Origin of the sequence: Arthrobacter sp. NPDC093128, from assembly GCF_040683875.1 — a bacterium.
Taxonomy (GTDB): domain Bacteria; phylum Actinomycetota; class Actinomycetes; order Actinomycetales; family Micrococcaceae; genus Arthrobacter.
Map to the genome: position 1 here is coordinate 29852 of NZ_JBFBEY010000007.1, position 20065 is coordinate 49916.

Here is a 20065-nt window from a genome sequence, read left to right on the forward strand (position 1 = left end):
ACGGCACGCTGCCCGGGACCTGAAGCACGGGCAGCGAGGAGACCAGGGATGAAGTTTGACGAGTCGTTCTGGGATGAGCGCTACCGCCAGCACGGGTCGGTGTGGAGCGGCAATCCGAACCCGAACCTGCTGGCCGAGGCTGCCGGGCTCCGTCCGGGTTCGGCGCTGGACGTGGGCAGCGGCGAGGGCGCCGATGCAATCTGGCTGGCACTCCAGGGATGGCGGGTGACGGCCGTGGACATCTCCTCGGTGGCGTTGGCCCGGGCAGCCGAAAGGGCGTCGCAGGATTCGGCGGCGTCCGGGCGGATCACCTGGGCCCACCACGACCTCACCGCATCGCCTCCGCCGGCGGGCACGTTCGACCTCGTATCCGCCCAGTTCATGCACCTGCCCCTGGCCCAGCGAACCGAGCTGCACCACCGGCTCGCGGCCTCAGTGGCCCCCGGCGGAACCCTCCTGATCGTGGGCCACCACCCCTCCGACCTTGAAGCGGGAATCCGCCGCCCCAGCGAGCCGGGCCTGCTCTTCACACCGGAGGAAATCGCCGCAGGGCTGGATCGGGACGAGTGGGAAATCGACGTGTGCGAAGCACGCCGGCGCACCGCCCCGGACGAGGAGGGCAATGCCGTCACCGTCACGGATTCAGTGCTCCGCGCCCACCGCCGGCCGCCGCGCCCTTAGGGCCGATGCCCTGAGAGGCCGGGCTCCTAAGGAGCCGAACGCCTTAGCGGTGCTTGAATTCCGGCTGGCGCTTCTCCGTGAAGGCAGCCATGCCTTCCTTCTGGTCCTCGGTGGCGAACAGCGAGTGGAAGATCCGCCGTTCGAAAAGGACGCCCTGCGCCAGCCCGGTTTCAAACGCCGCGTTGACCGCTTCCTTGGCCACCATCGCCACCGGCTTGGACTTGGAGGCAATCACCTCGGCGGCTTTCAGTGCTTCTTCCACGACATCAGCGGCGGGGACCACCCTGGACACCAGGCCGGCGCGTTCCGCTTCCTCGGCATCCATGAAGCGCCCGGTGAGGATCAGGTCCATGGCTTTGGACTTGCCCACGGCGCGGGTGAGGCGCTGCGAACCGCCCATGCCCGGCAGTACGCCCAGGTTGATTTCCGGCTGCCCGAACTTGGCGTTGTCCCCGGCGATAATGAAATCGCACATCATGGCCAGCTCGCAGCCGCCACCCAGGGCAAAGCCCGAGACGGCCGCCACCACGGGGATGCGCAGCCTGGTGAAGTCCTCCCAGCCGCGGAACCAGTCCGCGGCGTACATATCCATGTAGCCCTGGGCGGCCATCTCCTTGATGTCCGCCCCGGCAGCAAACGCCTTTCCGGACCCCGTGACCACCACGGCGCCCACTTCAGGGTCCGCGTCCATGGCCGTGACGGCAGCCACGAGTTCATCCATGGTGTCTTTGTTCAGCGCATTCAGCGCTTCGGGCCGGTTCAGCGTCACCAGCCCCACGCGTCCGCGCCGCTCCACCAGAATGTTCCCGTACTGTTCCGTCATGCCTGACTCCTCACGTGGTTCTGCTTCGAATACTGCTGCCGCGCCTAATGCGCCGACTTGTCCCGGATGTCCGTGATGATGCCGGAGAAGTCACGGCCCGCGCCGCCCTCCGCCGCAAACGTATCGTAGATCTCCGATGCCAGCGGCCCCATCCGGGCGGCCACTCCGGTGCTCTGCAGCGCGTTCAGGGCCAGTTTGAGGTCCTTCGCCATCAGCGCCCCGGCAAATCCCGGCTGGTAATCCCGGTTGGCCGGACTGGTGGGCACGGGCCCGGGGACCGGGCAGTTGGTGGTGAGCGCCCAGCATTGCCCGGACGCCGCGGACGCGACGTCGAACAGGGCCTGGTGCGTCAGCCCCAGCTTCTCGCCGAGCACGAAGGCCTCGCTCACCGCGATCATCGAGACGCCCAGGATCAGGTTGTTGCAGACCTTGGCGGCCTGGCCCGCGCCGTGGGCGCCGCAGTGGACCACGCGCTTGCCCATCACTTCCAGCAGGGGCCGCACGGCGTCGAAGTCTTCGGGCAGGGCGCCCACCATAAAGGTGAGGGTTCCGGCTTCGGCCCCCACAACACCACCGGAGACGGGGGCGTCGACTGCCCGGTGGCCGGCGGCAACGGCGAGCGCGGACGCCTCCCGGGCCTCGTCAACGTTAATAGTGGAGCAGTCCAGGAACATGGTGTCCGGCCCGGCAGCGTCCAGCAGCCCAGGCTGGCCGTCCGTTCCGCGGTAGGCCTCGAGGACGTGCTGGCCGCTGGGGAACATGGTGAGCACCACGTCCGCACCGGCAACAGCTTCGGCGGGTGTTGCCACGGTGGGAATCCCGTGCTCCCGGGCCGCATCCAGCGCCGCGGGCACAACGTCGAAACCCGCCACCGTGTACCCGGCCTTGACCAGGTTGACCGCCATGGGACCGCCCATGTGCCCCAGCCCCAGGAACGCGACGTGCGCCATTTTCCCGGGTCCTGTTGCTTCAGACATTGCGGTTGCTTCAGACATTGTCGGCCTCCTTTGACTTCAGATTGAGCTCCCGCTCCCCCAGCGGCTCGAAGAACCTCCCGACGTCGGCGGCGGATACCTCGTGCAGCGTGGCCGGCTTCCACTGCGGGTTGCGGTCCTTGTCCACCACCTGCGCCCGGATGCCCTCGCGGAAGTCCGGTCCGGCCAGGAACCGCAGGCCCACGCGGTACTCCTGCTCCAAAGCTTCCTCCAGCGTCAGATCCTTGGCGCGGCGGAGCGATGCCAGCGCCACCTTCACCGCGGTGGGCGACTTCGCCTCGATCGTGTCGGCCGCGTCCGTGGCCTCCCCGGACGCGTCTCCGGCAAAGGCGCGCAACCGGCGGAGAATCTCCTCGACGTCGTCACCTGCATAGCAGGAGTCGATCCAGTGCCGCTGCCCGGCCAGCGCCGAAGCCGGCGGCTCTTCGGTGAAGCGTCCGACGGCGGCTTCCGCCGTTTCGCTTTCCAATGCCGCCGCCAGGGCGGGAAGGTTCGCCGAGGCCACAAAGTGGTCGGCCATGCCCAGGAACAGGGCGTCCGCTCCGCTCAGGTGGGCGCCGGTCAGGGCCGCATGGGTGCCCGCCTCCCCGGGCGAGCGGGACAGCAGCAGGGTGCCGCCGACGTCGGGCACGAATCCGATGGTGGTCTCCGGCATGCCGGTGCGGGTGCGTTCGGTGACCACACGCACGGAACCGTGGGCCGAGATCCCCACACCGCCGCCCAGCACCAGGCCGTCCATAAAGGCCACGTACGGCTTCGGGTACCCGGCGATCAGCGCATTCAGCTGGTATTCGGTGCGCCAGAAGTCCGCCGTTGAATCACCGCCCGTCAGCATGTCCTCGTAGATGGCCACGATGTCGCCGCCGGCGCACAGCCCCCGCTGACCGGAACCGTGCACCAGGACGGTGGCCACGCTGTCGTCGTCCGCCCAGGCGGCGAGCCGCTCCAGCATGGCGGCGGCCATGCCGGCGGTGAGGGCGTTCACGGCCTTGGGCCGGTTCAGCGTGATGACGCCGAGGTGGCCGCGCCGCTCAAACAGGACTTCGTCAGTGGGGCTTGCTGTGTTCGTACCTGCGGTAGGTCCTGCGCTCATCAGCTGCCTTCCGGCATCACGTAGCTGGCGCCCTGGCGGATGCCGGAGGGCCAGCGGCTGGTCACGGTCTTGGTCTTGGTGTAGAAACGGAACGCATCGGCGCCGTGCTGGTTGAGGTCTCCGAAGCCGGAGGCCTTCCAGCCCCCGAACGTGTAGTAGGCGATCGGCACCGGGATGGGCACGTTGATGCCCACCATACCGACCTGCACGCGGCTGGCGAAGTCACGGGCGGCGTCGCCGTCGCGCGTGAAGATGGCCACGCCGTTGCCGAACTCGTGCTCGCTGCAGAGCCGGAGGGCCTCGTCATAGTCGGCGGCGCGCAGCACGCTGAGCACCGGGCCGAAGATCTCCTCTTTGTAGATCTTCATGTCCTTGGTGACGTTGTCGAAGAGCGTGGGACCCACCCAGAACCCGCCGTCATAGCCGTCAACGGTGAGGCCGCGGCCGTCCGCCACGAGGGTTGCGCCCTCGTCGAAGCCGGACTGGATGTAGCCCTCGATCCGTTCCTTGGCGGACGCCGCCACCACCGGTCCGAAGTCCGAATCCTTGTCCAGGCTGTGGCCCACCCTGAGATGCTTCACGCGTTCTTCCAGCTTGGAAACCAGGGCGTCGGCAGTGTCCTTGCCCACGGGGACTGCCACCGAGATGGCCATGCAGCGTTCGCCCGCGGATCCGTAGCCCGCGCCCATCAGCGCATCCACGGCCATGTCCAGGTCCGCGTCCGGCATGATCACCATGTGGTTCTTGGCCCCGCCGAAGCACTGGGCGCGCTTGCCGTGGGCGGCCGCGGTGGCGTAGATGTACTGGGCGATCGGGGTGGAACCCACAAAGCCGATGGCCTTGACGCGCTCATCCTCAAGCAGGGCGTCTACCGCCTCCTTGTCCCCGTTGACCACGTTGAAGACGCCGTCCGGCACCCCGGCTTCGGTGAACAGCTCGGCCAGCCGCAGCGGCACGGACGGGTCCCGTTCCGAGGGCTTCAGGATGAACGCGTTGCCGGCAGCCAGGGCCGGGCCGGACTTCCAGAGCGGGATCATCGCGGGGAAGTTGAACGGGGTAATGCCGGCCACCACGCCCAGGGGCTGGCGCATGGAGTGAACGTCGATGCCGGACCCTGCATCGTCGGAGAACTCGCCCTTGAGCAGGTGCGGGGCGCCGGCGCAGAATTCCACCACTTCGATGCCGCGCTGGATGTCGCCTTTCGCGTCCGGCAGGGTCTTTCCGTGCTCGGAGGAGAGCAGCGCGGCGAGTTCGTCCAGGTGCTCGTTCACCAGGTCCACGAACTTCAGCAGGATCCGGCCGCGGCGCTGGGGATTCATCGCACCCCATGCCACCTGGGCCTTCTCTGCGCTGGCGATGACATTGCGGACCTCTTCGGCACTGGCCAGCGGCAACCTCGCCTGGACCTCGCCGGTGCACGGATCGTAGACGTCGCTGAAGCGCCCGGAGGTGCCTTCTACCCGCTGTCCGTCTACGTAATGGGAAAGCTCGCGAACCATGGCGGAATGCTCCTTTGCATGTGACCTACATCATCCTTGTTGCTGAATATACTCGGACTTCCTACTAAATTCCAGAGCGTGCGAGGGCCCCGCCCTGGCCGGGCACCGCCGTCGGGCCCGGCCGTCGTGGGGCACTTTGACGTGGATTCTGCTGGATTGGGTCTTATTTGGCGGCGTGTCCGCGCCGAAGTGCCCCGTTTCGGCCGCGATGCCGGGCGCAAAGCCGACCTCGCCGGAGCGCCAGTCCGCTATGCCGGGCGCCCAAGTTCGGTAAGTTAGGAACTGTGAAGATTGCTACCTGGAATGTGAACTCCCTCCGTGCCCGTGCCGACCGTGTGGAGGCCTGGCTGCAGCGCAGTGACTGCGACGTCCTGGCCATCCAGGAAACCAAGTGCAAGGACGACAACTTCCCGTGGGATCTTTTTGAGCGCATGGGCTACGAGGTGGCGCACTTTGGCGTGAACCAGTGGAACGGCGTGGCCATCGTTTCCCGCGTAGGGCTCGAGGACGTGGAACGTTCCTTCCTGGACCAGCCGGTCTTCGGTAAGAACGGCAAGGACCCCGTCCAGGAGGCCCGCGCCATCGGCGCCACGTGCGGCGGCGTCCGGGTGTGGAGCCTCTATGTTCCCAACGGCCGGTCCCTCGACGACGAACACATGCCCTACAAGCTCAGCTGGCTGGACATGCTGAAGACCCATGCCCAGACCTGGGTCACCGAAGACCCCGAAGCACAGATTGCCCTGATGGGTGACTGGAATATCGCCCCGCAGGACGACGACGTCTGGGACATCGACTTCTTCCGCGCCAACGCAATGACCCACGTCAGCGAACCCGAGCGCGCCGCGTTCCACGCCTTTGAGGGGGCAGGATTCACCGACGTCGTCCGTCCGCACACCCCCGGCCCCGGCGTCTACACCTACTGGGACTACACGCAGCTCCGGTTCCCCAAGAAGGAAGGCATGCGGATCGACTTCGTCCTCGCCTCCCCCGCGCTGGCCTCCCGGGTGACCGGGGCGTCCATCGACCGCGAGGAGCGAAAAGGCAAGGGCGCTTCCGACCACGCGCCGGTCATCGTGGAGCTGGCCGACTGATGGGTCCGCGATGACGGGCAACATCTACCGGGGCCAGGCGGGCCTGCCCTTCTCGTCCGCGCTGCGCATCTACGAGCCGCTGTCCGCGTTCCCCGAGGAGCAGCGCGCCGCGCTGCGGACGGCAGGCGCCCGGACGGCGTCCCGTGCTGCCGTGGAAAACGCGGAACTGCAGGCGTCCCTCGGCCGGATCACGCGCCCCGGCGGAGATCCCTTCCCCACCGGTCGGACCGATCTGGTGCGGATCGTACCGGCTCCCCCGGAGCCGGAACAGCCGCGCGGGCACACGTCCTCCGGCGCGTCGGACGCTCCCGGGACGTCCGACGCCGGCGGGCCGGGATCCGAAGCCGCCCCTGCTGCCGCCGACAACGGGCCGGCACTGCTGTATTGCCCCAGCCAGCTGGTGCTGCGGGCGGGGCTTGCCGCCAACGCCCTCATGGAAGGCATCCACGGACCGCTGGCGGAGCTTCTGATTCCGGAGGAACAGCGGGACAAGCACCAGGAACGAATTGACCTGGTGAAGGCCCGCGAGGGCTCAACCCGCGTCCACACCCGCGCGTCCACGTGGGGGATCCCCTTTAGCTGGTTCTCGCTTTTCCAGGAATCCGACCACCAGGACGTGGTGGAATCGGGCGGACGGATCGTCACGGTCCGGGTCTGGGCACGGATCGGGGAAGCCCTGGAACGGGTCCGCTATGCCGTGGCCAACCTGGCCCTGGCCGCCCCCGACCTGGACATGCTGGACGACATGACCCAGCTCACCGAGTGGCTGGAACTCTTCCATCCCGGCTCTGTGGTGGAACTGGACTACGGCGCCGTTGCGGACAAGGTGTATCCGGACGATTCACCCATGGATGTGCGTCTGGGCATCGAATGCCTGGCGGAGGGAGACATGACCGGGGCCGCTGCGGCCTATCGCCGGCTTGCCTCGCGCTGGATTCCCATCAGGCAGCTCGCACGCGCGTCCTAGGCTGCTAACTGGCGTTGTCCGCGGCAGGGGGCGGCGCCGTCGTTCTCCTGACGATCAGCTGGTGCGGCGCCACCGTTGAGCGGACCGAACCGATGGCACCGTCCAGCTCATCCAGCAGCATTTTGGTGCCGAGTTCAGCCTGTTCGTCAGGCCGCTGCCGCACGGTGGTCAGTCCCATGGCGTCCGAGAAATCGTGGTCGTCGATCCCGATGACGGACAGGTCTTCAGGCACGCGGACGCCCACTTTGTGGGCTTCGAAGATCACGCCCATGGCCATCTCGTCCGAAGCGCAGAAGATGGCGGTGGGTTTCGGTCCGGGCCGGGCCCACATCCGGGTGAAGGCATCCTGCCCGCTGCGGACTGTGAAGTCGCCCCACTCATCCCATTCCGGACGTGCCGTCAGCCCGGATCCCGCCATAACGTCGTGGAAGGCCTTGATGCGGACGCGGGGAACGTCGAAGTTGAGGTCGGTTTCGTCGTCGCCGTGCAGGAGGGCGATGTCCTTGTGGCCCAGGCTGATCAGGTGCCGCACGGCGGTGGACGCCGCGGCATAGTCGTCGATACCGATGTAGGGGCACTCCTCCACATGGCCGCCGACCACCACCAAAGGAATGTCGATCTTTTGCAGGTGCTCGATTTCGTCGTGGGTCAGCGCCATACAAAGCACCAGGAGGGCATCGATCTGCTTGTAGACCATGGTCTTGCTGAAGAGACGCTCACGGTTGCTGCCGTGCCCGCCCAGGTTGAACAGGGAGAGGTTGTACCGGCGGGCGTGCAATTCCCGGTCCGCGCCCTCGATGGCCTTCGAGAAGAACCAGCGGCTCACGAACGGCGCCAGCACGCCGATGGTCTTGGTCCGCCCGGTGGCCAGCCCCGAGGCGGACGAGGATGCCACGTAGCCCAAGGCGCCGGCCACCTCGAGAATTTTTTCCCGGGTGGCCGGTGAAACCCTGGGGAGTCCGCGGACTGCGCGCGAGACGGTGGCGGTGGAAACCCCCGCGGCTGCGGCAACATCCTCAATGCTGACGCCGGAATGGCCGCCCCGTTGAGCCCTGTCAGATGTGCGTGCCACGGTATTTCCCCTTGTCAGCTGTCCGCAGAATCTTGATACCTGGTGTTCTGCGGCAACAAACCAGTCTATTCCGCTCAGCCTTTGAGCTCTTGGTCAGCTCCTATTTCTTACGCGTAGCGGTCCTGGCGGGCAGCCCGCGGCGAAGCCGGACCATCCCGTAGAGGGCCAGCAGCGTGGCCAGCAGGCCCAGCGCCCAGCCGAGCGCCGGCTGGGCGGTCACCTCCATCCAGACGGTGACCGCCAGCAGCACGACGGCCCAGAACCCGAGGAATCCGATGATGATGTCAAAGTCTTCCCCGGAGCGGGCCCGTTTGTGCTCACTCCGGACGAATCCGTGGTTCTGTTTGCCTTCAGCCGAACCTGTCACTTGACGGCTCACTTGACGGCGCCGGCGGTGAGGCCGGCAACAATCTTGCGCTGGAAGACCAGCACAAGGATCACCAAAGGAATGGTGACGATGGTTCCGGCCGCCATGATGGCCGTGTACGGGATCTGGTTCGGCTGGGCACCGGCGAAGCTGGCGATAGCCACCGTCACCGGCTGGGTCGCGTCGCTGGACAGCTGGCTGGCGATCAGGAACTCGTTCCAGGACGAAATGAACGCCAGGATCGCTGTGGTGAAAATGGCCGGTGCCGCCAGCGGCATAATCACCTTCCGGAAGGCCTGGCCCTGCGTGCAGCCATCCACGCGCGCCGATTCCTCCAGTTCCCACGGCATTTCGCGGAAGAAGGAGGTCATGGTGTACACGGTCAGCGGCAGCACGAACGAGATGTTCGGGATGATCAGCGCCTGGTAGGTGCCCATCCAGCCGATGTTGGTGAACAGCTGAAACAGCGGCGTGATGAGGGCGACGCCCGGGAACATGGACGCGCCCAGGATGAAGCCCAGCACCAGGTACTTGAACCGGAAGTTCAGGCGGGCCAGCGCGTACGCGGCGAAAACACCGATCAGCAGCGACACAACCGTGACGACGACGCCGATGAAGATGCTGTTGAGCAGTGCCTGCCCGAACCTGTTGCCGAAGGACGTATCGAATGCCGTGTTGAAGTTATCCAGCGTGACATGCGTCGGCAGTATCGAGGTGTCATAGGTGAAGCCCACATCGCGGAAAGCTGTCACCACCATCCAATAAGCCGGCGCCAGGCACCAGATCAGGACGACGACGGCGCTGATGTAGGTGCGCCCCTGCGCCCATTTCTCCCGGTTCTGCGAGGCTTTGCGGCCCTTGTCCTGTTCTGCCCTCAGGGCAGTCGCGGCTGACGCGGTGCTCATTTCTTCCCCTTACCGGTGGCTCCGCTTTGCTCCACGACATTCGCCCCGAGGAAACGTACAAAGATGAACGCGACGAGGAAGATGATGATGAATGTGATCGTGGACAATGCTGCCGCTGCGTTGAACCCTTGTCTGATCTGATTGATCACCAGGATGGACAGCGTGGTGGTGTTGTTGGCGCCGCCCGTCAGAATGTACGGGAGGTCGAACATACGCAGTGCATCCAGGGTGCGGAAGAGGACAGCCACCATCAGCGCCGGCTTTACCAGCGGCAGGGTGATCATCCGGAACCGCTGCCAGGTGGTGGCGCCGTCAACCTTTGCAGCTTCATAGACCTCGGCCGGGATCATCTGCAGCCCGGCCAGGATGAGCAGCGCCATGAACGGCGTGGTCTTCCAGACGTCGGCGATGATCACGGCCCACTTGGCCGGCCACTCACTGCCCGTCCACAGGATGGTGGTGTTGAACAGCTTGTTGGCGATGCCTTCGAAAGCGAAGATGAACAGCCACAGCTTGGCGGTCACGGCGGTGGGAATGGCCCACGGAACCAGGACGGCTGCGCGGACCAGACTGCGGCCGCGGAACGTCCTGGCCATGATGAGAGCCATCCAGAAACCGAGCACGGTCTCCAACGTCACCGTGACCACGGTGAAGAAGAACGTTGTTGCCGTGGCTGACCAGAACTGGCCACCGAGGGTTCCGGGCGGGCAAGCCACCGTTCCGCCTCCGGGTGCCGCGCATTGCTGGGCAAGCCAGTTCACGTAGTTCTGGACGCCGGCCGGGCCGCCGGCTGTGAACAGTCCGGTGACCGGATCCAGCCCGGCGTCCTTCTGGAAGGACATGACCATGGCGCTGATGATCGGATAAACGATCACAATGGCCAAGGCGATGATGGTGGGGGCAAGGAGCCAGGAAGCCCACTTGCCCTGGCTCAGGATCTTGTTGTCCTCACCGACGCCCTTAGGGCCGTGATGGACCGGGGTACCGCCCGACGCCGGTGATTTTACCGGCGTCGGGCCCAATTCGGTTGCCATGAGTGGCTACTGTCCCGCACTAGCGGACTCGATGGACTTTTGCATGTCTGACAAAGCAGATTCCACGGTTTTCTCCCCCTTGATGGCAGAGTAGGCGTTTTCCTGGATGGCCTTGGTAACCGCCGGGTAGAACGGCGAGACCGGACGCGGCACGGCATTCTCGATGGAGGTCTTCAGGACCGGAAGGTACGGCAGCTTGGCCACGAGCTCCTTGTCCTCGTACAACGAGCCCAGAACCGGGGCGAGCGAGCCCTGGGTGGCGTAGAACTTCTCGGTTTCTTCCGAGGTCATGAACTTCAGGAAGTCCAGGGCCGTGGCCTTGTTCTTCGAGTAGACACTCACGGCGAGGTTGTGGCCGCCGAGCGAGGAGGCGCCCGGGCCGTCCTTGCCCGGAAGGGCAGTCATGCCCAGGGCGTCCTTGACCTTGGAGGAACCTTCAGTGGTAGCCAGGTTGTAGACGTACGGCCAGTTGCGCAGGAACAGAAGCTTTCCGTCCTGGAATGCCTGCCGGCTCTCTTCTTCCTTGTACGTGATGGCTTCCTTCGGGATGTTGCCGTCAGCGTATGCCTTCGCGAGGTTTTCCAGCCCTGCCTTGGCATCGGCCGTGTTCAGGCTGGGCTTGCCGTCCTTGTCCAGCACGGAGCCGCCCGAGGAGTTGATGGCCTCGGAAGCATTGACCGTCAGGCCTTCGTACTTGCTGAACTGGCCCGCGTAGCAGCCAATGTTGTTTGCCTTGGCGATGGAGCACATGCCCATCATTTCGTCCCACGTCGTGGGCGCGGTGGGAACCAGGTCCTTGCGGTAGTAAAGGATGCCACCGTCTGAGGTCTGCGGGGCCGCATACAGGGTCCCCTTGTAGGTTCCGCTGTCCACCGTCGGCTTGAGCATGGCGGAGGTGTCCAGCGCCATCTTGTCCTTGAGCGGCTGGAGCCAGCCCTTGGCCGCGAACTCGGCCGTCCAGACCACGTCGACATCGACGACGTCGTAACCGGCGTCCTTGGCCTGGAAGTGCTGGACCAGGTCATCGTGCTGCTGGTCGGCCTGGTCGGTCTGTTCCTTGAAGGTGACCTTCTCGTTCGGGTGGTCGGCATTCCACTTTTCGATCAGGGGACGGACAACGTTGCTGTTGTCCTTGCCCTGGACGTACGTGATGGGGCCGCGGCCGTCGAGGCCCTGTTCGGCGTCGCCGCCGCCTCCGCCGCCGGTGGTGCCGCCTCCGCCACCGCAGGCGGAGAGGGTTAACGCCAGAACACCGGCGGCAGCGGCCGGCAAAAGGAACTTAGGGGATTTCATAAAAAGAGACTCCTCGCTGAGTGTCGAGCAAGATCGGGGGTGCGGTTGAAGTGGTGCCCATCACACTAGTAACGTTGCGGTGAGAAATGCAAGCGTTTACACCGAAGTTTATGGAAAGGATATCTGTGGCATACAGCCCAGTCCCCACTGCCGGCTCCTCGATCCGGGCCTGGTGGGCCAGCGCCGTTGTTTACCAGGTCTACCCCCGGTCCTTCGCCGACGCGAACGGGGACGGGATGGGCGATCTCCGCGGTGTGACGGCGCATTTGGACCATTTGCACAAGCTCGGGGTTGATGCCGTCTGGCTGTCCCCCTTCTACAAGTCACCACAGGCCGATGCCGGGTACGACGTCGCCGACTACCGCGAAGTGGACCCGCTGTTCGGCACCCTGGCGGACTTCGACGAAATGTTGCAGAAAGCTCACGGCCTGGGGCTCAAGGTGATCGTTGACCTGGTCCCCAACCACACCTCGGACGAACACACCTGGTTCCAGGAGGCCCTTGCAGCGGCCCCGGGGTCCCGTGAACGGGACCGGTACATGTTCCGGCCCGGCAAGGATTCAGTTCCCGGTTCCGGCGACGGCGACCTGGCACCGAACAACTGGAAGTCCATTTTCGGCGGCCCGGCCTGGTCCCGCGTGACGGAGGCCGACGGCGGGCCCGGCGAATGGTACCTCCACCTGTTCGACACCAAGCAGCCGGACCTGAACTGGGAAAACGCCGAGGTCAAGGAGGAAATGCGCTCGGTGCTGCGGTTCTGGCTGGACCGCGGCGTGGACGGGTTCCGCGTGGACGTGGCCCACGGCATGGTCAAGGAAGCGGGACTGCCCGACTGGGAAGGCTCCGCGGCCATGGTGGAAGGGGCCACCGAACTGCCCGGCGATGCCCACGGCGGGCATACCGAAGCGGAGGAACCGCACCGCGCCCACGCGGCTGCCGCCGGTAGCCCTGCCGCTGCCGGCGCCGCCGTCACCGCAGCCACAACCGGCGAAGGTGACGGGCACCAGCCGGTCTCGCCGCTCTATCCGCCGTCGCCGTTCTTTGACCAGGACGGCGTCCACGACATCTACCGTGACTGGAACAGGGTGCTGGCCGAATACGACGGCGACCGCATGCTGGTGGCCGAGGCCTGGGTGGAGCCGGCCGAGCGGCTGGCCCGGTATGTCCGGCCGGATGAAATGCAGCAGGCATTCAACTTCGACTTCCTGCTGGCCGGCTGGGATGCCGCACGGACTGCCGTGGCCATAGAGGATTCACTGCGCGCTGCCGCCACCGTGGGTGCCACCACCACGTGGGTGCTCAGCAACCACGACACCGTCCGGCACAGCACACGCTTCGGGCTCAAGGACCCCACCACGTTCCCGAAGGGCATTGCCGCCGAGGATGAGCAGCCGGACGCCGGACTGGGCCTGGCACGTGCCAGGGCCGCCACCATGGTTTCGCTGGCCCTCCCGGGTTCGGCCTACCTCTACCAGGGCGAGGAACTGGGCCTACCCGAGCACACCGCCGTCCCGGCCGAAGCCCGCCAGGACCCCACGTTCTTCCGGACCAACGGCGTGGAACGCGGCCGCGACGGCTGCCGTGTCCCGCTTCCGTGGAAGTCCGGGGAACCGGGCTACGGGTTCGCGTCGGCAGCCCGAACAGGAGCAGGAGCCGGAGCAGCCAACGCGCCGGCCGCCCCCTGGCTCCCCCAGCCCAAGTCGTTCGGTGTATTGGCCGCGGACCGTCAGGACGGCGTCGCCGGTTCCACGCTGGAGCTGTACCGTGCCGCACTGGCCCTCCGCCGCGAACACCGGCTGGGCGTAGGGAGCTTCGTCTGGGCAGATTCGCACGAGCCTGCCGACGGTGTCCTCGCCTTCCGCAACGGGGACGTCCTGGTGATCGCCAACATGGGCATTGCCGCAGCCCCGCTGCCGGACGGATACCGGGTCGCCCTGGCCAGCACGCCGGAGGCTGTGACGGGTGGCGGCGCCGAAGCGAAGACGGACCCGGCCGGCGCACGGAAGCTGGCACCGAACTCCGCCGCGTACCTCCTCGCCGACTAGAGCACACGGCTCAAACACACAGCTCAAGCGCACAACGCAGCAGGGGCGCTCCCTTCCGGAAGGAAGGGAGCGCCCCTGCTGCGTTGCGGCTCTTCGCGCTTGGCCCTGCCGGGCTTGGGCCCTGCTGCCGGGCCCGCCTGTCAGCGGACGCGTTCGGCGCGGCTGAACCGTGAACGGGCACCCGCACTGATGTGGATCAGCACGGGCGTGCGTTTGCCGACCACGGCGTCCAGCGCCTCCACGAGGGCGGAAACATCCGCGGCAAGGAGGTGCGGGGCCACGCCGTGGCGGGGCTGCAGCCGGATCTTCAACGCGGGCTCGCCGCGGATCTCGTAGGTGGCTACCGTGGCGCCGGCGAGGTCCTGCCGTTCGGCCAACGCCGCCCGCAGCGCCTGCTCGGCCACGCCGCCGCCGATCCGCACGTTGCCGGGGAAATCGCCGGCGTCGTCCTCGGCGACAATCAGGCCGGAGCGGCCTTTGCCCTGCTGAGCCACCCACGCAACCATCGCGGCAATGACCCCGACCAGCAGCAGTGCGAGCACGGCCCACAGCCAGCTTTCCTCACGGCCCGGAACTCCGGTGTGCTGGAAGAGCTGGCTCATTCCGCTCCACACGCCGGCGGACCACTGCTGCCACCACGGACCCGCGGCCGGCACGGTGGCTAGTGTGACCAGGAGGAGTCCGATGACCAGCAGTTTCAGGCCCAGGATTCCGATCAGGATCCGGTTAAGTACTCTGGGGGTGTTGTTCATGCCCCGATCACCCCGGACGTGGCCACGCTGACGCGTACTTCGGGCATGGGAGCGGGAGCCATCTCCCGCAGTTCGTCCAGCACCGACGCCAGCACGGCGTTTTCGCTGACCGGCACCCCGGACGTGGGACGCACGCTGACGGTTACCTGCCGCTGCGAAACCACCACCATCACCTGTTCCGGGGTGACGTTCGCGGCCAGCCGGGCACGTCGGGCAAGCGCGGAGGCGATCACTTCGTCGTCAACCACCACTCCGGCGCGGGGATCCGAGAGCAGGTGCCTGGCCCGCCGTCCGGGCAGCACCGCATTGAGGAAGAAGAACAGCCCCACCATGGCCGTGACGGCTCCGATGACACCGAGCAGCAGGGGCGGGATGCCCTGCGGCAGGGCGATGATGCGCTCCGCGGCAGTCTCCGGATCGATGAGCCACGGCGGCTGCCCGATGGCACGCACCGCGGCTTCGAGGAGGCCGTAGCCGCACAGGAGCACCACCAGGACCGCGGCGATGCCGGACACTCCGGCGCGGGAAGAGCGCGTTTCACGGTCCAGGATCCGCCGCATCCCGGCGCCGCGGGAATCCGCGGCCGGGCCAGCTGAGGCGGCATCCGCGCCGTGTCCCGCTGCGTGGCTGCCCTTTGGGCGGACGTCCGTCGCGTCGTTCACTGGACCCTTCCCCCTTCGCTGATGGCGGCGCCGCTGATCCGGATGTCGACCCGGCTCAGCTGCGCCCCGCTAAGTTCCGCAACGCGGTGCAGGATCACGGCTTTAGCCGCGACGGCGCGCTCCCAGATGGATCCGCCGAACCCGGCCACGCGGCCCGGATCGCGCAGGACAGTTGTTAGTGGCGGGATCCTGATAGGCAGGACGAGCGACAGGGCCAGCAGGCCGTCGTCGTCGGACCAGTCAGCCCGGACGTCGTGCGCCGGGACCCCCAGGGCCTCAGCGGCAGCGGCCCTGGCAAGGCTGGTGAGCGCCTGCGTACTGATGCGGTTGTGTCCGGCCATCACGGAGCCACCGGCCACGGTTCCGGCCGCGCTGCTCATGACGACGAGCGCCGGCCAGTGATGGCATCGAACACGCTGCGCAGGTCAAGTTTCCCTTCCGCGGCCCGGCCAAGAAGGGCGCCGATCCCCATGAACAGCAGCGAAACCAGGAAGCCCCAGACGCCGAACTGGAACGACATAAAGGCCACGAAGGCGCCCACTGCAATTCCCACCACGGTCAGGTTCACTGGATGGCCTCCCTTTCAGTCCGGGCTTCCACGGGCAGGCCGGGCTTTGCCGGACCTGCCACGTAGACGTCGTTGATCTCCACGTTGACCTCGATGACCTGCAGGCCTACGAGCTCTTCCACGGCGGTATAGACGGCGGCGCGGACCTGGTCCGCCAGGGAGTGCAGCGGCGTCCCGTAGACGGCCACGAGGTTGATGTCCACTGCCACCTGCGTCTCGCCGACTTCCGCGTGGACTCCGGCGGCGTGGTCCGAGCTGCCCACGGCGTCCCGGATGGCTCCGAGGGCACGGGACGGTCCGGTGCCAAGCGAATAGACACCCGGCACGGCGCGGGCGGCAATGCCGGCTACCTTGGCAACTGCCGTTTCGGAAATGACGGTACGTCCGGTGCCGGCCGGCAGGGCACTGCCTGGTTCAGCGTGGGCCCCCGGCGCGGGATGTGGATTCTGGTATTCCATCAGGCACTCCCCTTCTCTTGAACACCACCCTATCCCTTGGCCGGGAGAAGCGGCTGAACGCCAGTGGAAATTGCTCAGCCGAAATCCGCTACTTGCAGTTGGCCGCGAGCCAGGCCGTAACCGGGGTCATGGCGGCGTCGAACTTTCCGCTCGAGTACACCGTCTGGTCGCTCAGCCCGGCGACGGCCACCTCGTTAAGGTTGGCGAAATCTGCTTTGAGCTCGTCCGGAACCCGTTCGGCGGTTTCGCTGAGCTCAGCCTTGAGCTGTTCCAGCTCCGCCGTTTTGCCCTGGGCGGCCGAGAGCGGGAACAGCGAGGCGCCGGTGGCCTGCTGGGAGATGGTGGTGCACGCCTCCGCTGCGGAAGGGAAGTCCCCGTACGGCCCGGAACTCTTGCTGGGTGTCGCCGTTGCCGAGGCGGTCGCGGGAGCGGACGACGACGGCGCTCTGGCGGCTTCGGGCGCGGAGCATGCGGTGAGTGCCAGTGCGGCAAAGAGGGCGGCTGCGGTCAGAGGGCGTGCAAGGTTTTTCAAAAGTCACTTTTCTGGTTGAGATTGCGCCGCCCGCTCCGTTCCTGCAGCTGGCGGCATTGGCGTTCTGTCCCCGGCGTGCGAGTCTAGCCCGGATGACGTGCGGGATTCCACGCGGGACCGCTGACGCTTCCCTTTGAAAGAGGCGGGCTTCCCGTTTTCGGCCGCAGATGCATCCGTATATAACGGGACCGCTGACGCTTCCCTTTGAAAGAGGCGGGCTTCCCGTTTTCGGCCGCAGATGCATCCGTATATAAGAGGCACAAAAAGGAGCAGGGGCGTCCGGATAATTCCGGACGCCCCTGCTGCTGCGGGTGTGAAGCTACCCGGCGGTGTTACTTGTAGAGACCTTCGCCGCCAACCTTGAGGTTGGTGGGCAGGTAGCCGAACGGGCCGAGGCCGTTCTTGCCAAAGCTGCGGTCCACCTGGGACACGCCGTCACGGAAGTTGATCTTCACGGTGGGCGAGAGCGAGCCGCCGCGGACGCCGTTCACGTTATCGATGAAGGACTGCACCAGGCCGCCCGGCTGCACATAGTGCGAGTAGGCCTGGAACTGGCGGCCGTTCTGGAGCGGGTTGGGACCTTCCGGAGCGTTGGCCGGCATGTTCAGGTCCGTCGGTGAACCCAGGGCCAGGCCGCTGTTGTTCATCGGCTGGTAATCGGAACGGACGCCGTCGCCCACGAAGCCGTAGACGCCGTCGGGGCCGCGCATGCCTGCTGCGTAGGTGAACTGGTGGCTGATGGTGAACAGGTAGTACTTGTTCTTGCCGTTTTCGTTCTGGATGAAGATCTGCGGACGCTCGGTCTGGTCGTTCACGCAGTTGGCCGAGAGGACCGGCGGCAGGAAGGACCACTTGGTCAGGTCCTTGTTGTCCGCGACGGCCAGCCCGACGTTGGCGGTCTGGTAGTAGGCGCCGCTGCTGTTGACCTCGTTGAGTTTCTCGGCGTTGGGGTCGCCGGGCTTGTAGCCCAGGTCCTCGGGCTTGCACTCGTATTCGCCGCGCTTACCGCCGGTGTTGCCTTCGAAGACCATGAAGGTCTTGCCCGGGTGGGCCGGGTCCGCGAACGTGTAGGGGTCGCGGAAGGCGAAGCCCGGGTTCTGCGCCTTGTTCTGGTACATTTTCCCGTCCGGCTCAAGCAGCTTGGTGTGCTGGAAGCCGTCGAACGTGACGCCGTTCTTGTCGGCGTGGATGTTGCCCAGCGCCTTTGCGATGGCTGCGTCCGGCGCGATGCCGCCGCCGCCGGCGTTCCGCTCGGCCACGTCGTAGAACGTGGTGGCCGTGTAGAACACGTTGACGTGGTTGCCCTGCATCAGGCGGGTGGAGCCGGACCATTCGGTGTTGCCGATGGAGGTGTTGTCCAGGAACAGGTGTCCGCCGTAGTTCCACTTGTCCTTGGCCGGGTCGGCGTTGGTCTTGCGGAAGAAGTAGCCGATCCGGGCGTTCCAGTGGCGCTGGTCGAAGCCGTAGCCGGCGTGCCGGTCGGCGACCAGGGAGAAGATGACGTCGTAGCCCTTGTAGCTGATCTGGTTGGCGTTCTCGTCAGTCAGGGACCAGGTGTCCCAGACCCAGACGTCGTCGTTCATGGCCGGGAAGTCCTCAGGGATTTCCGGCATGGTGACGTCGGGGCTCATGGAGTTCTGGCCGGGCGCCACTGTGGAATCGCTCTGCGCCATGATCTGCTTGGCGTCGGCACGGGTCCATTTGGAGGTGAAGTCCGCCGCCGGGTCGTAGGCCTTCTGGCTGTGATCGGTGGGCAGCGGGAAGCCGGGGGTGGGGGCAGGCATCTGCTCAGCAGCGGGCGGGTCCGAGGGTTCGTTGGCCAGGGCCGACGGAACCGCAAGGAAGGCCGAGGCCGCCACGGCCGCTGCCAGTGCTGCGGCGGCGGGGCGCCACCGCAGCATCCGGGGTGTGTTGGGGTGCTTGTGCATATTTTGCTCTTCTCGCGGAGTAAGACCATTCGTGGAAGACGGGCATATGCCCTTTTCCCGAAACTCCGGCGTTTCCCGATGACACGGCAGGCGTCATCGAGGACGCCTTTGTGTCGAGGGGTTCGGGGCTTGGGTGGGGCCCCGGGAGGCGATCCGGAAGATGATCTCTTCCGGCGCCGGTTTCCACGCTAGGCGGGCCGCGGCCTGCTTATCAAACCGTGTTTCGGGCCGCCAAAAACCGAGTTTCGCTCCATTTGTGCAAGCGCTTACATTGCCCATTGCGCGCGCGTGCCACAGGGAATTTTCCACGTCAAATGTTGCACTTTAAATCAGATTTAGTGTGAAATGTCACCCTCCGGCCACCAACGGTTCACCTTCCTCCACGGCTTGGATCACGCTTATCCGGAGCCTGTCACCAGCACATCCTGATACGCTGCCCGGCCGTCGAACACGTTCAGCCCCACTCTTCCGGAGGCCAGCGAGGCGTCATCGACGGCCAGGATTTCGGCGCCGTCGAGCGTCACGGTCAGCCGCTCCCCTGCGGCCTGGGCCTCCAGGCTGTAGCTGACGCCGTGGCTCAGCAGCAGCGGGACACTGGCGAGGATGCTGCTGGCGGGATTGAAAACGCCGTCTTGGAGCTTGAAGATCCGCGCCAGCCGCAGGTTCGGGTCCAGGTTGACGTAATACGCCGTAGAGCCGTCGGCAGAGGCACGCAGGAGCACCGAACCGGCGCCTCCGCGGACGGCGCCACATCCTCGCCGGTGGCCAGATCGAAGAGCCGGACCCGGTCAAGGTTCGGATCGATGGTGGCCGCGTAGCCGCTGCTGGCATCGGCCGCGCCGCGGAACACCAGCGCTCCCAAGGCGTGGGGGCTGCCCGGGTCCACGGACACTTCGGCCGTATACCTCGCGGTCCCGCTGATGCGCTGTTCACCGATGGCAGCGGCGTTCTGCTCCGGGGGGCGACGGCGGACTGGCCGCCGCCCGCCGGCCGGGTCCAGCTTCCGCTGACGGGCACCACATCGGGCATGGGGCTGGTGCTGGTGCCCAGCGTGATGGGCCCTGTTCCCGGAACAGCACGGGCGGGCGGGGCCATCATGGCCGGGGCCAGAACCGAACCCGCAGCCAGCGTGCCAAGGCCGAGCGCGGCCACGGCAAAACCCTGCAACTAACCTTTTGGACATTCAGATCGCCTTTGATCTTGGAAGATGCTTCAGGATGGATCGATTTGGCCCATCGGTTGCTCCCCACCGACCCCCTCGCCTCGCAAGCTCGGCCAGGGAACCCTGTCGGCGTGGGCC

At 66.3% G+C, this 20065-nt stretch carries 21 protein-coding genes; 4 read left to right on the forward strand and 17 right to left on the reverse strand.

The genetic code is table 11. From position 1 onward, the window contains the following. Positions 1 to 48 precede the first annotated feature (48 nt). Positions 49 to 681 (forward strand): class I SAM-dependent methyltransferase, encoded by a 633-nt coding sequence (locus tag AB0N24_RS09900; protein ID WP_364123308.1) that lies wholly within the window; start codon positions 49 to 51, stop codon positions 679 to 681. Between the two features lie 43 nt (positions 682 to 724). Here the strand turns inward: AB0N24_RS09900 and AB0N24_RS09905 are convergent, their stop codons facing one another. The 4 genes from AB0N24_RS09905 to AB0N24_RS09920 are packed head-to-tail and all read right to left on the reverse strand — an operon-like array spanning position 725 to position 5091. Next, a complete protein-coding gene (locus tag AB0N24_RS09905) occupies positions 725 to 1504 on the reverse strand; it encodes an enoyl-CoA hydratase (RefSeq protein WP_364123310.1) in 780 nt (259 codons plus the stop codon). Between the two features lie 44 nt (positions 1505 to 1548). After that, entirely contained in the window at positions 1549 to 2499 is a 951-nt protein-coding gene (mmsB, locus tag AB0N24_RS09910; RefSeq protein WP_364123312.1) for a 3-hydroxyisobutyrate dehydrogenase, read from the reverse strand. Then, positions 2492 to 3592: an enoyl-CoA hydratase/isomerase family protein gene (locus AB0N24_RS09915; protein ID WP_364123314.1), complete on the reverse strand. Its 1101-nt coding sequence runs from the start codon at positions 3590 to 3592 to the stop codon at positions 2492 to 2494. The genes mmsB and AB0N24_RS09915 overlap by 8 nt, the downstream gene beginning before the upstream one ends. Continuing rightward, positions 3592 to 5091, reverse strand: coding sequence for a CoA-acylating methylmalonate-semialdehyde dehydrogenase (locus AB0N24_RS09920; protein ID WP_364123316.1), 1500 nt, complete (start codon positions 5089 to 5091; stop codon positions 3592 to 3594). Before AB0N24_RS09920 ends, AB0N24_RS09915 begins: the two co-directional genes overlap by 1 nt. Before the next feature lie 284 nt (positions 5092 to 5375). On the opposite strand from AB0N24_RS09920, the gene AB0N24_RS09925 reads away from it, so the two are divergent. Continuing rightward, positions 5376 to 6182: an exodeoxyribonuclease III gene (locus tag AB0N24_RS09925; protein ID WP_364123318.1), complete on the forward strand. Its 807-nt coding sequence runs from the start codon at positions 5376 to 5378 to the stop codon at positions 6180 to 6182. A 10-nt stretch (positions 6183 to 6192) separates the two neighbouring features. Next, a complete protein-coding gene (locus AB0N24_RS09930; RefSeq protein WP_364123320.1) occupies positions 6193 to 7149 on the forward strand; it encodes a hypothetical protein in 957 nt (318 codons plus the stop codon). Between the two features lie 4 nt (positions 7150 to 7153). Here AB0N24_RS09930 and AB0N24_RS09935 read toward each other — a convergent pair whose 3' ends face one another. The 5 genes from AB0N24_RS09935 to AB0N24_RS09955 form a co-directional block, all read right to left on the reverse strand. After that, positions 7154 to 8221, reverse strand: a complete 1068-nt coding sequence (locus AB0N24_RS09935; RefSeq protein WP_364123322.1) for a LacI family DNA-binding transcriptional regulator — start codon at positions 8219 to 8221, stop codon at positions 7154 to 7156. A gap of 100 nt (positions 8222 to 8321) precedes the next feature. Next, positions 8322 to 8588 carry a hypothetical protein gene (locus tag AB0N24_RS09940; protein WP_364123324.1) on the reverse strand — a complete coding sequence of 89 codons (267 nt, stop codon included), beginning with the start codon at positions 8586 to 8588 and terminating at the stop codon, positions 8322 to 8324. An 8-nt stretch (positions 8589 to 8596) separates the two neighbouring features. Beyond that, a complete protein-coding gene (locus AB0N24_RS09945; RefSeq protein ID WP_214954463.1) occupies positions 8597 to 9493 on the reverse strand; it encodes a carbohydrate ABC transporter permease in 897 nt (298 codons plus the stop codon). Then, a complete protein-coding gene (locus tag AB0N24_RS09950) occupies positions 9490 to 10527 on the reverse strand; it encodes a sugar ABC transporter permease (protein ID WP_214954461.1) in 1038 nt (345 codons plus the stop codon). The genes AB0N24_RS09945 and AB0N24_RS09950 overlap by 4 nt, the downstream gene beginning before the upstream one ends. A gap of 6 nt (positions 10528 to 10533) precedes the next feature. Then, on the reverse strand, positions 10534 to 11820 hold the full coding sequence (locus AB0N24_RS09955) for an ABC transporter substrate-binding protein (protein WP_364123327.1): 1287 nt from the start codon (positions 11818 to 11820) through the stop codon (positions 10534 to 10536). 236 nt (positions 11821 to 12056) lie between these two features. On the opposite strand from AB0N24_RS09955, the gene AB0N24_RS09960 reads away from it, so the two are divergent. Next, entirely contained in the window at positions 12057 to 13865 is a 1809-nt protein-coding gene (locus AB0N24_RS09960) for an alpha-amylase family glycosyl hydrolase (RefSeq protein WP_364123643.1), read from the forward strand. Between the two features lie 140 nt (positions 13866 to 14005). On the opposite strand, the gene AB0N24_RS09965 is transcribed toward AB0N24_RS09960, so the two are convergent. The 8 genes from AB0N24_RS09965 to AB0N24_RS10000 all read right to left on the reverse strand — a co-directional run bounded on the left by AB0N24_RS09965 (position 14006) and on the right by AB0N24_RS10000 (position 19487). Further along, entirely contained in the window at positions 14006 to 14617 is a 612-nt protein-coding gene (locus tag AB0N24_RS09965) for a hypothetical protein (RefSeq protein ID WP_364123329.1), read from the reverse strand. Then, on the reverse strand, positions 14614 to 15177 hold the full coding sequence (locus tag AB0N24_RS09970) for a hypothetical protein (protein WP_364123645.1): 564 nt from the start codon (positions 15175 to 15177) through the stop codon (positions 14614 to 14616). Before AB0N24_RS09970 ends, AB0N24_RS09965 begins: the two co-directional genes overlap by 4 nt. Before the next feature lie 98 nt (positions 15178 to 15275). Then, positions 15276 to 15659: a hypothetical protein gene (locus AB0N24_RS09975; RefSeq protein ID WP_104173700.1), complete on the reverse strand. Its 384-nt coding sequence runs from the start codon at positions 15657 to 15659 to the stop codon at positions 15276 to 15278. Further along, positions 15656 to 15847, reverse strand: a complete 192-nt coding sequence (locus AB0N24_RS09980; protein WP_104173701.1) for a hypothetical protein — start codon at positions 15845 to 15847, stop codon at positions 15656 to 15658. The genes AB0N24_RS09975 and AB0N24_RS09980 overlap by 4 nt, the downstream gene beginning before the upstream one ends. Continuing rightward, entirely contained in the window at positions 15844 to 16305 is a 462-nt protein-coding gene (locus AB0N24_RS09985; RefSeq protein WP_364123331.1) for an Asp23/Gls24 family envelope stress response protein, read from the reverse strand. Before AB0N24_RS09985 ends, AB0N24_RS09980 begins: the two co-directional genes overlap by 4 nt. 88 nt (positions 16306 to 16393) lie before the next feature. Further along, positions 16394 to 16837 carry a hypothetical protein gene (locus AB0N24_RS09990; RefSeq protein WP_364123333.1) on the reverse strand — a complete coding sequence of 148 codons (444 nt, stop codon included), beginning with the start codon at positions 16835 to 16837 and terminating at the stop codon, positions 16394 to 16396. Between the two features lie 332 nt (positions 16838 to 17169). Further along, a complete protein-coding gene (locus tag AB0N24_RS09995) occupies positions 17170 to 18765 on the reverse strand; it encodes a glycoside hydrolase family 68 protein (protein WP_364123335.1) in 1596 nt (531 codons plus the stop codon). Positions 18766 to 19163: 398 nt separating this feature from the next. Continuing rightward, positions 19164 to 19487, reverse strand: coding sequence for a hypothetical protein (locus AB0N24_RS10000; RefSeq protein ID WP_364123337.1), 324 nt, complete (start codon positions 19485 to 19487; stop codon positions 19164 to 19166). Positions 19488 to 20065: the final 578 nt, after the last annotated feature.

Bases quoted from the DNA above. Each gene is read 5' to 3' on its own strand.
- AB0N24_RS09900 (WP_364123308.1), top strand. From the start codon at position 49: ATGAAGTTTGACGAGTCGTTCTGGGATGAGCGCTACCGCCAGCACGGG.
- AB0N24_RS09905 (WP_364123310.1), bottom strand. From the start codon at position 1,504: ATGACGGAACAGTACGGGAACATTCTGGTGGAGCGGCGCGGACGCGTG.
- mmsB (WP_364123312.1), bottom strand. From the start codon at position 2,499: ATGTCTGAAGCAACCGCAATGTCTGAAGCAACAGGACCCGGGAAAATG.
- AB0N24_RS09915 (WP_364123314.1), bottom strand. From the start codon at position 3,592: ATGAGCGCAGGACCTACCGCAGGTACGAACACAGCAAGCCCCACTGAC.
- AB0N24_RS09920 (WP_364123316.1), bottom strand. From the start codon at position 5,091: ATGGTTCGCGAGCTTTCCCATTACGTAGACGGACAGCGGGTAGAAGGC.
- AB0N24_RS09930 (WP_364123320.1), top strand. From the start codon at position 6,193: ATGACGGGCAACATCTACCGGGGCCAGGCGGGCCTGCCCTTCTCGTCC.
- AB0N24_RS09945 (WP_214954463.1), bottom strand. From the start codon at position 9,493: ATGAGCACCGCGTCAGCCGCGACTGCCCTGAGGGCAGAACAGGACAAG.
- AB0N24_RS09950 (WP_214954461.1), bottom strand. From the start codon at position 10,527: ATGGCAACCGAATTGGGCCCGACGCCGGTAAAATCACCGGCGTCGGGC.
- AB0N24_RS09955 (WP_364123327.1), bottom strand. From the start codon at position 11,820: ATGAAATCCCCTAAGTTCCTTTTGCCGGCCGCTGCCGCCGGTGTTCTG.
- AB0N24_RS09960 (WP_364123643.1), top strand. From the start codon at position 12,057: ATGGGCGATCTCCGCGGTGTGACGGCGCATTTGGACCATTTGCACAAG.
- AB0N24_RS09965 (WP_364123329.1), bottom strand. From the start codon at position 14,617: ATGAACAACACCCCCAGAGTACTTAACCGGATCCTGATCGGAATCCTG.
- AB0N24_RS09970 (WP_364123645.1), bottom strand. From the start codon at position 15,177: ATGCGGCGGATCCTGGACCGTGAAACGCGCTCTTCCCGCGCCGGAGTG.
- AB0N24_RS09975 (WP_104173700.1), bottom strand. From the start codon at position 15,659: ATGAGCAGCGCGGCCGGAACCGTGGCCGGTGGCTCCGTGATGGCCGGA.
- AB0N24_RS09985 (WP_364123331.1), bottom strand. From the start codon at position 16,305: ATGGAATACCAGAATCCACATCCCGCGCCGGGGGCCCACGCTGAACCA.
- AB0N24_RS09995 (WP_364123335.1), bottom strand. From the start codon at position 18,765: ATGCACAAGCACCCCAACACACCCCGGATGCTGCGGTGGCGCCCCGCC.